This window comes from Pseudozobellia thermophila, from assembly GCF_900141855.1.
In the GTDB taxonomy this organism is placed as follows: Bacteria; Bacteroidota; Bacteroidia; order Flavobacteriales; family Flavobacteriaceae; genus Pseudozobellia; species Pseudozobellia thermophila.
In genome coordinates this window covers 99,842-113,802 of record NZ_FQYU01000002.1, presented here as the reverse complement: position 1 = coordinate 113,802, position 13,961 = coordinate 99,842, and the positions used below count along the sequence as shown (strand labels likewise).

The window sequence follows — 13,961 nt, the reverse complement described above, 5'->3', positions numbered from 1 at the left end:
AAAGGAAATGTTGTTTGGTTATTTGAGGAACTCTAAAACTCCGGTTCATGACCGGTCGATGTCGAAGTTCTCCGTGTAGGGCAAGGGGGAATGACATTTCGATTTTGCCGGATGCCTTTTTAAGCAGGACTTTTACGCTTCTTTTTTCCATGGGCGGTAGAAGTGTTGCACTCCATAGCCTCGATCAAGTTTAGGATTTCCAAATTGTTTTCATGGTTGAGTTTTCCGTAGAACCGCATTTCGTTTTTTTTGTTTTCCGGTCGATATAGCAGGGTTTTGCGGTCTATTCGCCGTAATTCGGTAAAGGGTAGTGTATCGTTGGTCGAGAAGGGGACAAGGCGTATTACGGAATCTTTTTCCGCCCAACGGATCTTAAAAGACTGCGTGGTGGATTTATTTTCTATATGTCCCGTACCCTTCTTATCGAGGTGTAATGTTATTTGCGTTATCGCCCCTTTCATATAGTTATATGTTGTGTACGTAATCTGTTTTTCCGCCGCTTGTATTTGACTTATCAGGTCATTTTCATTTGTATGATTTTCATATTGTTCGAGAGAAAGGCCTTCTTGCCTATGGGATGTATTTACTTTATTTTGACCTTGCAGAAAAGAAAATCGTTCACAGGAAGAAAATAAGGTGAAGCAGAGAACCGTGATATGTAAATGAAGTACTTTCAAATGTATTTTACTTTTTAAAAATGCTTTGGGATGCTAATTTCCCTTTTTGGCTACGGATAGAAGAACAACCGTTATACAGAACAAAAGGATCTGTGTTGATTGCTTTCATTAAAAGGGGTCAATTGTCTTTGTATATGTGTGTCGAGAGTGCCCATTGTGCAGCTTTGTCAAACCGCAGGGCCTTGGAAAAAGCGTTTATTTTCTTAGGGTCGTATACAAAGGAAAATGATAAATCGATAGACGCCTGTAAATAATCATCGCCTATGGCTCTATACAGGGTAAAGGATTTAGTGTGAAATTCGAACCCCTGAAGCGATAGCTTTTTACTAGTCCTTGCGATATAGTCCGTATAGTCTTGAAACACATCACCTACGGCTTCATTTTCAACGAGGTGCTGTGAAATGGTCAGATTTATATCGGCCATTTCCTTTGTTTGCGGATGGTCTTGACTCCATGAGCAATTGAGGAGGCAAATTGAGAAAAGCCAGGGGATACCCAATCTAAACTTTGTCTTCATACGATTGTTTTTTACAAAAGTAGGTGGGCCCGCAAAAAGTAAAATCCCTGTTTTCAGGTATTTTATCCTTGGCTAAAGTCAGGATATTTGGCAACGTGTCAAAACGCATATCCAATTAAAACCCTATCTATGAACACACTTTATATCGTACTTGTTTTCGGAGTGCTCCTATACTCTTTGTACAATGCCATCATATACAACAAACGAAGGTTACAAGATAAAAAAACCACTAAAGAAGCCCTTGATGCCATGGTTTACCATCGGGAATTGACAGAAGAAGAGCAGAGGCTTTTGGATGGGTTGCAAAAAAGGAAAGGGCTTAAAAAAACGCATAGGAGAATAGATGATAAGGTCTATTTGATCAAGGGCGGGTATAGAAGACACGGTATCGAAACACGCTACAATACCACATGGCACAATTTAATTGGCGGATTGGAGGTGACGATGGACGACCGTGCCCTCGACTATATAAGGGATATCAATATAGCGGAAGTGGTCAAGACCGATAAATTCCCCTTAGTTATTGGCCTGAACCATGATTTTTCCCTTTTGGGCCATATCGCAGCCGAAAAACAACTGGAAAGCGGGGCATTGGGAAAAATGCCCGGCAGTGGGGCAGAACTAATCCATAACCGGAAGCAAACCGTGCATGAGATACAGGCGGTCGAAAAATTATGGCAGGGGACCCTCGGTGCCTTTATAATGGTTGCGGCCTTGTTCTTTTTGGCCTTGACATCGATATGGGGGGTCGACGTGCAATGGGGAGCCATTCCGGGGGGGATACTCTTTTTAATTGCCTTGTATTTTGTTTGGCGCAAACCCAAATACACCAAACCCAAGGATGTAAGGGTATTGAAGGGCATACCCAGCTTTACGGCTATTTTGGATGCCGCCCAAAACATAAAGGGCGTTAAGGCCTTTATCGGAAAGACGGAGCTAAAATATGAAGGTCTATGGTTGCCTTTTATGGCCTCGGGTGACGATAATACGGCTGTGGACGTAGATGTAACCATCGATGGTCGGCTCATGCGTTTTGGTCCGCACTTGTCCTTGGGGGACGAAGAAAAGCAATTTCCTTCAAAAGCTTGGTATCGCCACGGTATCATTGCCATAATAGCTATCATAGCCGCTATTGGGGTATGGACCTTGGTACTTAGATCAAGATATTATGTCTTGATCGAGTGGGAACAAGGTCTTCCCTTTATTGAAGACGTGTTTCTGTCCGTACCGGGCATCTTCTTCGTTTTAAATCTATTCTTAATCGCCATACATGGGCCCTTGGCCATAATAGGATATAATTATACTAAAAAACGAAAAAAGAACATTCACCGATATTATTCACAACTTATTGAAGTACAATAACCGGTCATCGGCTTTCAACAAAGACATGGACAAAAAAATACCGAGGGCGACAACCCTCGATATTTAATTACCCCTTCTGAAACAAGGCAATGACTTCAATTCAGCCTTTTTTAATTATACTGATAGGAAAAACTGAAGGGGAAGTTAATTAAAGCTTTTGGCATTGGGGTTAACCTGCAGGTCGTTGATGGTGGCATTTTCCCATGCTTTGATATTGAGGCCTAAAGCGGTATTGATTTGTTTTAGCTTTTCGAGACCTTCCATTTGATTCTCCTTAGGGCAAGGAAATCCGGTCTCGAATACCAATTGCCCTTGTTGGTAAAACCCAAAGAGGTACATGGTGTGGTTGGAGTTTACCCAGTAAACCACAGCTTTGTATTGGTCGTTTTCCTCATATAGATAGGTTTCATATAAGGAGGCCCTATAGGTTTCGTTTAAGGCGTCGGCACCGGAGAAAATTACATTGCCGCTCTCCCTATAATAATCTTTTAAGAACAATTCCTGGGGTTGGTACAATAGCATGCCGTACATAAAGGATTCTCCCCAAACGGAATCTTTGAATATTACAGATTGCTCATCGTACACAGGAGGGTTTTCTTTGTTTGTTTTTTCAAAACCCTTGAATTTTCCCATAAAGGGAAAAACTTGGTCTAGATTGGTAAAAACATAGGCATCGCCATCGTTATCAATAATCCACTCGTTATCAAAAGGCGCTTTTCGCAACCACGCTTTTAAGTTTTTATTGGTAAGTTGGGCCACATCATCGTCCCATTCCAAAGGTTTCTTGGTGTTACATGAGATAAAGGAAAGCGTTGTAACAAAAAAGAAGAAAAAGGTTTTGATTTTCATGTGTAGGTGTTTTATTCGTTCATTAATTAGGGTGCCAGAGCACCTTTTTTTATAAGAAGCCGGGTTTCATGCTTTTTGGGAAGTGGCTTTTAATAGCTCTTCCTTGATGGCGCGTCTGTCGTTTTTATGGAATTCCTTAAGGGGAAGCTTGATTGTTTTAGAGGTTTTCGTAGTAAAAACAAATTTTTTGCCCTTTTCCATAAAATAGGTATCCTTTAAATCGCTATACCGCACCATACGCTTGGCCTGTATGGGGCTCAGGCTAAATTCTAAATGATCTTCGTCCAGAATCAAGGCCTTATGGTTCTGTTGCCAAAAATATCTGAAGATTAAAACCAGAAGCGGCGGAATCAGTATAGGGTTGATGCTTCCGGTCTTTTTAAAAAACATAAACGAGATGCCTATAACGACTACAATGGCAACAAGTATGATTTTGTTGGTGTTCGGGTTGAGTTTATATACTTTCATTTTAATTTGTGGTTTGTTCGATAAGTTTATTGGATGCCAAAATTCCGATTACCCCGGCGGGGATAAATAGAAAAGAGGTGTATTTAAACAACTTGGCACCTATTGCTGATTTACTTGTAAACAGGGCCAACATGAGGCCTATAAGGTTCAGTGCCAAGGGAATTGTGCAAAAAAGGCCCACGCTTCTGCGCATGGGGTCGTTGTCCAGCGCGAAAGAAGCCACTATGCCACAGTGCACCAGAAAGCCGATGTACATGCCTATTGGAATTTTTTTAATTGTCATGGTATCCTTGTTTTTGGTGAACCCAGTTTTTAAAGAGCGAATCGTTGACATTCATAATTTCGCTTCCGGTTTTGGGTATGGTGACATGAAATGTAGCGCTTACCCATTTTTGAAAATCGGGGTTTATACTTTCATCATCGTCATCACTGTTCCATTCCTCAGCCGTTTTTGTCATATCTGCACTGCCTATTTCCGAATAGCCTATGGCCAGTAGGCGTAAAAAATCGACAAAAGAATCGGCCAATATGTAGAGGGCATCTCCTTCGGAGCCTAAATGCACAATTTTTTGATGGCCATCGTCATCTATCCATAAGGCGTAGAGCGAACCATCGGGTCCTGTTCCAAAAACACCGAATCGGTCGGATACATCCTCGGAATCGAACCACGAACCTATGCTCTCGCCATCATCTGCCATTAACTCAAAGCCACCGCTGATGGGATAATCGTTTTCATCGACCCAGTCGCACAATAGTTTTAATGCTTTGGGAACCGGTATGGTTTCTGGAATGCCATTTTTAATTTCTGAAAAAGTTCTCATGTCATTAATTTGAATTGTGAAGAGCCAAAATTATGAGCGGACAAGATGGTATTTATCCCCAAAAACAGGGATTTCGTTGAAGTGGTGATTATAAAGAGAGAGAGTTATAGTACTTGGTACCTTTAAAAACGGCTTTGTAAATAGTTTTTTTGGTTTCCGGTCTCTATAAAATCATCAGTTTTAATGAAAGTTAATAGCACAGGATTTTTGATTTATAGTTCAGAAAGTAAGTGGTCTACAATGTTCTTTATATTTGGATCTTTAAATGTTTTGGTCCTTGTTCCATTTCCGTTTTGAATAAGGATTTTGAGGACGGACGTATCACGACTTTCCCAACCATAGTGGAAGGTATAGCAGGTTTGGGTAATGGTATCGGTAAGGCTTAGGCTGCTTTCTGGTATTTCATAGGGTTCTATGTCGTCTGAATTATGGGTTACACTAAATCTATGACCGAATTTTTCCTTGAAAGTATTAATGGTATCTAAGATCCATTGTTCGGGTTTCCAATCACGGTCAAAAACATATAGTTCCCTTTCGTTTTTTAATAGTTGCTCACGAGAAAACCAAGCGTGACTATTTAGAAACTCGTTATTCGTTTTTATAAGTTGGGCATACGCCTTGATTTGTTCTAAACAGTTACTTTGATACCAATTTAACATTACATTGTTGGTATGAATGTCTTTGTAGTAAGATATAAGTCTTTTAAAGGGGAGGTAATTAAAATTGTCTTTAAAACACGGCATTTTGCCATTAATAATTCGTTTAAACACACCATAAAAATTTGTGTTGCCATTGGATAACATCTGAAAACGTATTTCTATAAGTCTATTGTATATTTTATTACCATATTCAAACACATAAAAGGTGTTTTGGTTGATGCTAGGAGCTGTGTATTGTTTTAACTTATAGTGATATTGGCAACTAAGAAATTTAAATTCTTTTTTAATGGAATTTTCTATTGAAAGCAACTTACCCATAAATCAAAATTTATTTTATAGTTCTTCATCGGTTACCAAGTTTGTGGTAAGACTTCCGAATGAATTGGTAAGAAAATACATGTTGTTTAAGATTTCATTCTCATTATCAAACTCATATTCTTCTTCGTGGTCCCAAAAGTAAACAGCCCCATTCGTACTATTTGAGGAAACATCCAAGCAGATTTGGTTTCCACCAGGGTCATCTCCAATTGCAAGGAACCTTTTAGGTATGCGACCGTCGTAAATTTCAATATTCCAAACTAGTCCATTTTTGCCTTTCAATAAACCATTCAACCAATTGATTGCAATAATACCTAAATCTGGGTTTTTAGTAAACAAACATGGTTCAGGATAGCCGCCATTATGGTTGAGTAAAAACTTGAAATAATCGGTTGGTAAATGTATTTTGTAGTATTGTTCCAATGCAAAAACTTCGGCTTTGCTTGGTTTGTAATTGGGACTACGATAGGTTACAGGATGTTTTTTCATGGTTTTTAATAATTCAATTCGTTAATTTCATCTATACACCCTTTTATGAGTGCAATTAAACTAGCGTACTCATGATTTTTGTATAACTTATATTTGAAGCATCACCTAAACAGAATTTGCCATGTACCCATCGTAAGGTGTTACAATCGTTTTGCCCAAGCCAAAGTTCACCGTCTTCCCACCACTCAAAAATACTTTCATCAGTACAGGAATGAAATTCTAAAACGGCTTCATATCTAAAATTATTAGCTACAGTATATAGATCTAGTAATTCGTTAATAATCATTTTATTAACTCCAAAAGCAACTGCGCGATATTTGAAAGCTTCTAACTCTTTTTGTGTAGCTGGAATCAAGGCGCTTCTGTGTTTTTTAGGAAGTGCGTGCAACAATGCCTTTATTTCATCTTGGTTGTTAGTCGTTTTCATAACTCATGTGTTCGCCAAAAGTGTCAGCACAGGGTTTTAACCATTGCTGCATTTTAGAGTTCTTTTTTAAATACTGTTTTGGTTCTATTCCTATTGTGCTTATATCAATATGGCGTATAAATTTTACATCGAGTGCTGATTCTAAAGCAGGGATTATAAGCGGAAATTTAGTATAAGATGCTAGTTTTGGCCACGGTATTAGTCTGCGATATTTAAGCTGTTGTGATTCTACCGTTAGTCCACTTTGTCGCCATTGCGCTATAAAAAGTCGGTCTTTTCGTTCTAGTTGTGCTATCCAATCTCCTGAAATGCCCATGCTTAATGTAAGTTTTAAATCTTCAGGTTTTAATTGGTTACGGCTGTAAAACCAATGTTCAATATTTACCGTGCTCATGGTGAGTTTCATGACCCAATATTCCTTATTGTATTTAAGGTTTAAGGATGAAAGCCAGTTTTCTAAAGATTCTTTATTCATTAGTTCTATAGTTTATTTTTTTCTTTAAATATATGGTGTCAAGATTACGGGAAGCACCTTTTTTAGTGCCGCCACCTCGGGGATTGATAAATGAAATATAGGTGGTTTTATAGCCTTCTTTTTTTACAGGGATGTTATATGCAATAGGAGGAGCTTCCATAATGAATAATTCTGAAAGTAAAAATTGGTTGTAGCGTTTTTCTGGAAGATAAAAATACCCACTACTATCCGTTGTTGTTTCCCCAATGGTACAATTTGCGATAGGGTGTTTTTGCATATTGACTACGGTTCCATAGAGTGCATGTTGTTCTAGTCTAGATATGCAACTAGAGAGTGTTACTAAAAGTACGGCTATGGTGATTGTTTTGTTGCCAGTCATTTGTCACAGTTGTTATTTTCGAGGGTTCTAATCACTATTATCTCAAAATACCTTTATCAGCCTCTATATAGTTGCATATTTTTTCAAAGTTTGGCCATTGTTGCACTTTACCCTCATTATCCGTCATGCTTTCTATCAATTCGGGTTGAATGACCTCCGAATAGGGAAAGGCCTTTTGGTCTTGCCAATGGCAGTTTTTGTTCGCTTTATATTCGGGTATTTCAAATCCCCAATAATCATGGGTAAGCAACAAATGGGCGAATAGTTTTTGGGCCCTTATGCGCCCGTGATTGTAGTGCGCTATAAAGCTATTGGCTACGTGAATGGTTTTGGCCACATAAATGTCGCTACCGGAACAAATGAAATTTTCCGCCTCTAGGTTTCCCATTACGACCAAGGAAGTGTTGATATCTATTTCTGCATCTATGATCAAATGGTCTACGCTAAGGTTGCCATTGACCACCATGCTGTTTTCCGAAATAGAAGACAGGTCCAGTTGCTCTAAAACCAGATCGTGATCGTAATATAGTGCCGTGGGTTCGGGCACTTGAAACGCTTGCTCACTTGTGGGCATTGTTTCTAGGTACGCCTCGGAAAGCAAGCCCTTCAATTCACCGAGCATATCTTCTTGCTCCTTTTTTCCTTGAGGGCTATTGCTGTATTTGTACTCTTCAATTAACCTGAGTGTGGGGAAGTCGGGAATCTCCTCCGATAGTTTTATAAGGCTCTTTGTTGTCATGGGCGGTATGGGGTATACGCTTTTCTATCCGTTCAATTAGTGCAGTTACCATCGATTATATCCTGTAGGGTGGGATTGTATGCGTTCCCTTGGGTAATAAAACTAATGGTTTCGACATTTTCGGCAAGGCAATTGTCCAAGGCACAAAAGTCGCTTAAATTGGAATTGAGATATATTTTGATTTCAGAACTATGGGAAAGGCCTTCAAGGGCACTAATATCCGTTAGGCTGTTATTGTTCGTCAGTAAGAGCTCCTGGACTTTACTTAAGCTGTTGAATCCCTCTAAATTCCCCAGCGCAGGGTTGTTCATTACAGACAGTTGTACACCCACCGTTTCTAGATTTAACAGACCTGATAGGTCATTAAGAGTGGGGTTGTCGTTGATGTTTAGGGCTTCCGAAAGTTCGGTTAAATTTTCAAGTCCGTTTAAAGAGATCAACTCGGGGTTATTGCTTATTTGCAAATTCTTTAGGCTTGCAATACGCTCCAACCCCTCAAGGGAAGTCAACATATCGTTATAACTGATAATGATGCTGCCCTGTACTTCTTCCAGATGGGCCAATGCGCTTAAATTTTCAACATTTTCCGTATAATGAACGACCAGATTACCGCCTATTGTTTTGTAATTCTGTATGTTGGGGTCATCCAAATCCGCTTGGGAACGAATCTCCAAATCCCCGTCTAAAAAGGTGCTTTCAGGAGTGGCATCATCGTCCGTATTACAAGAAAGAAAAGTAATGATGGTTGCCAGTAAAAGTAGGGACTTTGTCATTTTTATGGTTTTTGGTTTTTTCAAATGTAATGTGGCCGTATGGCACAAAGCTCCCTGAAAACAGGGATATTGCTTTTTTGGGCAATACCCGATGCCATGACGCTTTGCGGACTACGGATTATCAAATAGATCAATTTGTAGAAGATCACTTCCCCTTACTTTTAAATCATAGCCCAGTCTATAAGACAAAATACGTTCGCCATAATCTTTGTACAGTTTTGGGACAATCTCGGCACCAAACAAAAGTTCTTGATTTTCGTTGTAGGCTTTTAAGGTAACGGTACCGTTCTGTTTGCTTAATTGGGCATATTTCTCCGAAGGAAACCTACTGGAGGTTTTTAGCCAAACGGTGCCTTCTTGCAACTCACCATTCTTGAAAACGGCTTTGTACTTGGGCCTGTTGTTGCTATACTGAACCACTTCGCCCTGCAATTCGCGGTACGCCTCGGTATAGGTAAGCAGGCGTTTACCCTCTAGATCATAGACCTCTTTCTTTTGGGTGTGTTCATCGAGATAGGTGGTAACGGTTTTAATGTTTTGGTAATTGTCTTGAAACTTAATTTCGGTCAGTCTGGTGTCTTTAACGATGCTTCCGTCTTTATATATTTTTTCGTTGCCATACGAGTCGACCAAAACACCGTCGTAGGGCTCGTTGTTTTTATATAGCAGGCGATAGGTTTTACCGGTATTTTTATCGTAAGATGTGGCATAGCCTTCGCGTTTGCCATCCTTATACAAGACTTTCGATATCTCCTTTCCGGTTTTGTCATATGTAATGGTATAGCCGTCTTTTACACCATTTTTGTAGTTCTCCTCTAAGGTCTTGGTATTCTTTGCCTCGTAGGATGTTCGGATGCCCGTCCATTTTATGAAGGTACCGTGCTTTTTATCGTTAAGATACTGTCCTTCTTCCTTAATGGTTGTTCCATTCCCGGCGTAACGTATATACTTCCCGTGTCTTTTTCCCTCCTTAACCTCATATTTTCTATGGGTATTGTTGTTGTAAACTACACCAGACCACGGTTTTCCGTTTTTAAAAACAGCCTTGCCGATCAGGGTGCCTTGTCTGGAGTAAAACGCCGATTCGCCATTGGCATTGATAACTTCGCGAAGCATGTTCTTATGGCCTTTAAGGCTCCTGTCATACTCCATCCGGTAGTCTTTACGGCTTACGAGTTCGCCATTTTTTTGGGTTGATATTTCCTTAATTGCATCGGATTGGGAATGATACTCATAAAAAGTACCCGTCTGGGTCGTATAATCGAACTCTGAGATTTGTTCGCCTTTTTCGTTAAAGAATACGCCTTTTTCCTTCTCTTCGGTCTCCGGGTTATAGAACAGCTCGGATCGTTTGTTTCCGTTGCTAAAATAGAAGCTGTGCTTTATCGGTTTTTCGTTTCGGTTATAGACCATCTCTTGCCTAAAACAATGGTCGTCTCTATAATCAAGTATGGTTTTTTGGGTCTTTTTATAGTCTTTGAAGGTGGTCTTCTCTACAATTCTATTTTTATGGTCGTGAAAAAACAGGGTCCCCTCTACGGGAATCGGGCGATATGATCCATTCTCCAGTTTATCCGGTAAGCCTCCGTTTTTGCTCAAGGCAATCTTAAGTGTTCCCATGGGTTTTCCTATGGTGTCGTAGTACGTTACTACAGAATCTTTTAGCTTGGCAAATATCTTTTTGGAGTTGGGGTAGGGGTACTGTGCCTTGATAACGACGCCGTTTTTATAGGTGATTATTTGGTTGTTTTCATTTCGAACCGTACCGTTCAACTCCCCGTTGATTTTGGTAAGTTCTCCCAGTTTTTTGCCATCATCGGTATAGCTAACGACTTTTACCACTTCGGTGTCGTCATAAAATTTTTCGCTTGTTAAAACACCAAAGGTGTTAAAGGCTTTGCTGTTGACCCGTTTTTCGTTCGCATAGGTTTCGATTAGCCTTACCGTTCTTTCGTCATGGTAAAATTCAAAACGCTTCCCCTGTAATATTGATAAGTAACTGAGTTCGCCCTTATACTGCAAGGAGCCCATAACCTTCCCCTTTTCGTCAAAGTAGGTTTTAAGCTTTTGTATGGTATCAAAACTACTACGTTGTTCTCCGTTAGGGTAGTAGGCGTAAGAATACAATTCAAAGCCGTCCTTGATCCTCGCAATTCGCTTAGGGCGCATGGGCATCTTGTAATAACTTACCGAGGTGCCGTAGTCATTGCCATAGTCCAATGCATGGTAGGTACCCAATAACTTTCCTTCGGTATCATAGAACAGCTTTTTGTAAACGCTGCCCTGCTTATAGAAATATTCCTCGCGGGCACCCTTTTTGTCGGTATCGTAAATAACTTCCTCTATTGGGGAATTGTCCTTGTAGGTAACTTCCCGTATATGATAGATGCAATTTTCTTTTGCTGCCCCATTGCTTAGGGGGATGTCATTTTCACGGGTATTCTTTTTACATGTATCGTACTTATAGTAAGTACAAACGCCGTTTAATTTATTGTTTTTATAAGTTTCGGTTTGCATTGCTTTACCATCCCTACGGTACCAAGAGGCCTTTCCTTCGAGGAGCACGCTGTCCTTAAATTTGGAAAGACCGGTCATTTGCAGGGTACCGTCCAGGTAATAGTCGTTAATGCGATAAAGGCCAGAGGCTTCCTTCTTAACCGGCGGCCTGTAATAATGTGCGCTGTCTTTGGTGGTTTTGTTCCAATTATGGTCAAACCATAGGGTGTCTTGTTGGGCCAAGGCGTTTATGGAAAAAGTCGCTATTAAAAGTAGCGTTGTATATAATTTCATGGAGTTGGTATTAATGGTATTCGTTTTTATAAACTATTATCTGGGTATAGGCCATTGTACAGTTCGTTAAAGAGGTGTACGGACCAAAAATAACGTTCGGGCTGATTGCCTAGAATAAGTTCCATTTCTTCATTTTCTTTAGAAAAGTAGACCAAGTAGTCTTTCTGATACGATTTATAATAAAACATATCCAGCCCCACCTTTATACCAAGCATAGGCAATATCTCCTGTTTAAGGTTTTCTTGATTTATATGGCGCACATGGTACACAAAGGGTTTTGCGGGAAAGGGGTGCTCGTCATCATAAGAAGAAGAACTAAAACGCATGTCGCTTACAATTTGACGTAATTTTTTATAGTCAATCTGTGGGAAATAAAACATTGTGTTCTCAATACTGGTCAAGGTGCGTTCCCATAGCTTCTGTAAGGGGTCATCGGGTTTTAGAAGCAGGGTATCGTTTGTGCTGTTATTTAAAAAATAGTCACGGGTATTCAGTAGTTTTGATTTATAATGGATATAAAGTTGTTCCGGGGCTGAATCGTTCCACAAAAAAGAGCATTCTTCATCGGGGTTGTTTATTGCTATCAAGTAATTTTGTGTTTTTTTCCCAAAAAGACGTTTAAGGATATTTCTATGTTCATCTTTTTTCTCTCTAAGAATCTCTACATATTCTTCCAGATTATTGTAAAGCCAGTAAGTGGTGCGGTCCTGTAACAAGTCGCTGTTCAATATCTTAAAAAAGTTCTTGGAATTTATGGAGCGGTCTGTAAAACAAACAGGGGTTTCAGGTCTTTTTTTCTCGTATAGCAAAGGGAGCAGTTCAAAAGCATCCTTTATAGGTATGCTGGGGTCTGCAATGGTATCGGAAACCTTAAAATAAGAATTGTTCAAACATAGTTTTTGTAATTCTTTAAGGTCGTTGAATGCTACTGGCAAGAACACCAAGTTATCGCCGTCGATATCGATAATCAAAACCTTTTGTTGGTGTTTTTCAAATAGCCCATTAAGGAAATTATAACTCGCTACTTCGTCGGTTTCGAGTTCTTCGTTGGTGTGGTCATAGGGAACTTCAATGTGATGGAAAAATTTATAAATGTCCAAAGCATCATACATATCAAAACAATAGTCGTTCACATAAATCAACTCCAATTCGTCTAGTTTATCGATGATGAAAAGGGTGATTCTGTCTTGAGGTGTTAGTTTTTTCTCAGGATACAGCTTTTCGAAGTCAACTTTTTTCCTATGATAGAAAACAGCTTCCAGTTCGTCTTTTAATTCGGGGTTAAAATGTGATTTAAAAAGTACTTCACAGATGCGTGTTAATGTGTTTAACGACTGTTCTTTGAGGTTCATACGAGTAGGTGTTGTTACTTTGAACCACAAAAATGCTATATAGGCCGAGAGGATTTATCCCTATTTTCAGGGAAATATCATTTTGTGACGGGGAAGAATATGCCCGTACATCTAAGGTTTAAGGATGTTTTAGGCAAGGCGGATCGGCAGTATATTTTTATGAATTTGAATAAGTGCTATGTGATGGAGACACGGCGTGTCAGTGCCTTACAAGGAATCGGGAAAAGGGCAAAAATCACCTAGACCCTCATGTAGGGTATGATGGTTATTCTATGGCAGAAGGGCAGTGGTGGAGGAAACCCGAATATCACCCGGCGTTGTCAGCCCTTAACGATCGGGGCGTATTTGTCCCAGTTGGCGGCAATGGCCCAAAGGTTGATGGCGAACATGACCAAGGGTATCACAAGGCCCGCCATGTCGTGTACCAGGTGGTGGACCATGATACCAACCATTACGGGGAGAATGACCAAGGCTCCCAAGGCACGGGTCTTGGGAATGGCGATCAAGGCGCCCCCGATAATTTCGACAAGGGCCACCAGTGGAAAAATCCATTTTACGGCCATAAACCCGTTCATCACCTGCATCATCGCTTCCGATACCTCGGGCATGGGCATGTAGTTAAGGAATTTGTTCAATCCGGCATTGATCATCATTAGTCCGAATAAGACACACAATACGGTAAGTACTTTGCTTTTCATGGTTCTATTGTTAGGGTTGGAATATTTATAAAGTTAATCATTATGGCTTATAAAAACAACGGTTTTCTTTTGACAGCCAGTTGTTTATGTAAGGTTGTGTTTGACCCGTAAAGACCTGAAGAAAACAGGGGCTGCCTATCGGTAAACCTTGTTTTCAAATTCCCCGCC

Annotated in this window: 17 protein-coding genes; 1 reads left to right on the top strand and 16 read right to left on the bottom strand. The window is 40.0% G+C overall.

Features of this window, described 5'->3' with window-relative positions; translation table 11 throughout:
* Positions 1 to 119 precede the first annotated feature (119 nt).
* Positions 120 to 677 carry a hypothetical protein gene (locus BUB37_RS05805; RefSeq protein WP_072990210.1) on the bottom strand — a complete coding sequence of 186 codons (558 nt, stop codon included), beginning with the start codon at positions 675 to 677 and terminating at the stop codon, positions 120 to 122.
* A gap of 118 nt (positions 678 to 795) precedes the next feature.
* Positions 796 to 1,194 carry a hypothetical protein gene (locus BUB37_RS05800; protein WP_072990207.1) on the bottom strand — a complete coding sequence of 133 codons (399 nt, stop codon included), beginning with the start codon at positions 1,192 to 1,194 and terminating at the stop codon, positions 796 to 798.
* Between the two features lie 129 nt (positions 1,195 to 1,323).
* Between BUB37_RS05800 and BUB37_RS05795 the strand changes: the two genes are divergently transcribed.
* Positions 1,324 to 2,556, top strand: a complete 1,233-nt coding sequence (locus BUB37_RS05795; protein ID WP_094766572.1) for an IgaA/UmoB family intracellular growth attenuator — start codon at positions 1,324 to 1,326, stop codon at positions 2,554 to 2,556.
* A 144-nt stretch (positions 2,557 to 2,700) separates the two neighbouring features.
* On the opposite strand, the gene BUB37_RS05790 is transcribed toward BUB37_RS05795, so the two are convergent.
* The 14 genes from BUB37_RS05790 to BUB37_RS05725 form a co-directional block, all read right to left on the bottom strand.
* Positions 2,701 to 3,405: a hypothetical protein gene (locus BUB37_RS05790; protein ID WP_072990201.1), complete on the bottom strand. Its 705-nt coding sequence runs from the start codon at positions 3,403 to 3,405 to the stop codon at positions 2,701 to 2,703.
* A gap of 66 nt (positions 3,406 to 3,471) precedes the next feature.
* Positions 3,472 to 3,873, bottom strand: coding sequence for a hypothetical protein (locus tag BUB37_RS05785; protein ID WP_072990198.1), 402 nt, complete (start codon positions 3,871 to 3,873; stop codon positions 3,472 to 3,474).
* A gap of 1 nt (position 3,874) precedes the next feature.
* The gene (locus BUB37_RS05780; protein WP_072990195.1) at positions 3,875 to 4,156 is read right to left on the bottom strand and encodes a hypothetical protein; all 282 of its coding nucleotides are present in this window, start codon (positions 4,154 to 4,156) and stop codon (positions 3,875 to 3,877) included.
* Complete coding sequence (locus tag BUB37_RS05775; RefSeq protein WP_072990192.1) at positions 4,146 to 4,694, bottom strand: SMI1/KNR4 family protein; 549 nt, start codon at positions 4,692 to 4,694, stop codon at positions 4,146 to 4,148. The genes BUB37_RS05780 and BUB37_RS05775 overlap by 11 nt, the downstream gene beginning before the upstream one ends.
* A gap of 212 nt (positions 4,695 to 4,906) precedes the next feature.
* The gene (locus BUB37_RS05770; RefSeq protein WP_072990188.1) at positions 4,907 to 5,671 is read right to left on the bottom strand and encodes a hypothetical protein; all 765 of its coding nucleotides are present in this window, start codon (positions 5,669 to 5,671) and stop codon (positions 4,907 to 4,909) included.
* 15 nt (positions 5,672 to 5,686) lie between these two features.
* Positions 5,687 to 6,178, bottom strand: coding sequence for an SMI1/KNR4 family protein (locus BUB37_RS05765; RefSeq protein ID WP_262987425.1), 492 nt, complete (start codon positions 6,176 to 6,178; stop codon positions 5,687 to 5,689).
* Positions 6,179 to 6,215: 37 nt separating this feature from the next.
* On the bottom strand, positions 6,216 to 6,587 hold the full coding sequence (locus BUB37_RS05760; protein WP_072990180.1) for a hypothetical protein: 372 nt from the start codon (positions 6,585 to 6,587) through the stop codon (positions 6,216 to 6,218).
* Positions 6,574 to 7,062 carry a hypothetical protein gene (locus BUB37_RS05755; protein ID WP_072990157.1) on the bottom strand — a complete coding sequence of 163 codons (489 nt, stop codon included), beginning with the start codon at positions 7,060 to 7,062 and terminating at the stop codon, positions 6,574 to 6,576. Before BUB37_RS05755 ends, BUB37_RS05760 begins: the two co-directional genes overlap by 14 nt.
* Positions 7,055 to 7,441: a carboxypeptidase-like regulatory domain-containing protein gene (locus BUB37_RS21420; protein ID WP_072990135.1), complete on the bottom strand. Its 387-nt coding sequence runs from the start codon at positions 7,439 to 7,441 to the stop codon at positions 7,055 to 7,057. Before BUB37_RS21420 ends, BUB37_RS05755 begins: the two co-directional genes overlap by 8 nt.
* Positions 7,442 to 7,478: 37 nt before the next feature.
* Positions 7,479 to 8,180, bottom strand: coding sequence for a hypothetical protein (locus BUB37_RS05745; RefSeq protein ID WP_072990133.1), 702 nt, complete (start codon positions 8,178 to 8,180; stop codon positions 7,479 to 7,481).
* Positions 8,181 to 8,212: 32 nt separating this feature from the next.
* Positions 8,213 to 8,953, bottom strand: coding sequence for a hypothetical protein (locus BUB37_RS05740; RefSeq protein ID WP_072992551.1), 741 nt, complete (start codon positions 8,951 to 8,953; stop codon positions 8,213 to 8,215).
* Positions 8,954 to 9,064: 111 nt separating this feature from the next.
* On the bottom strand, positions 9,065 to 11,743 hold the full coding sequence (locus BUB37_RS05735) for a toxin-antitoxin system YwqK family antitoxin (protein ID WP_139278074.1): 2,679 nt from the start codon (positions 11,741 to 11,743) through the stop codon (positions 9,065 to 9,067).
* A gap of 26 nt (positions 11,744 to 11,769) precedes the next feature.
* Positions 11,770 to 13,095 carry a hypothetical protein gene (locus tag BUB37_RS05730; protein ID WP_072990126.1) on the bottom strand — a complete coding sequence of 442 codons (1,326 nt, stop codon included), beginning with the start codon at positions 13,093 to 13,095 and terminating at the stop codon, positions 11,770 to 11,772.
* Positions 13,096 to 13,415: 320 nt separating this feature from the next.
* Complete coding sequence (locus BUB37_RS05725; protein ID WP_072990123.1) at positions 13,416 to 13,793, bottom strand: DoxX family membrane protein; 378 nt, start codon at positions 13,791 to 13,793, stop codon at positions 13,416 to 13,418.
* Positions 13,794 to 13,961: the final 168 nt, after the last annotated feature.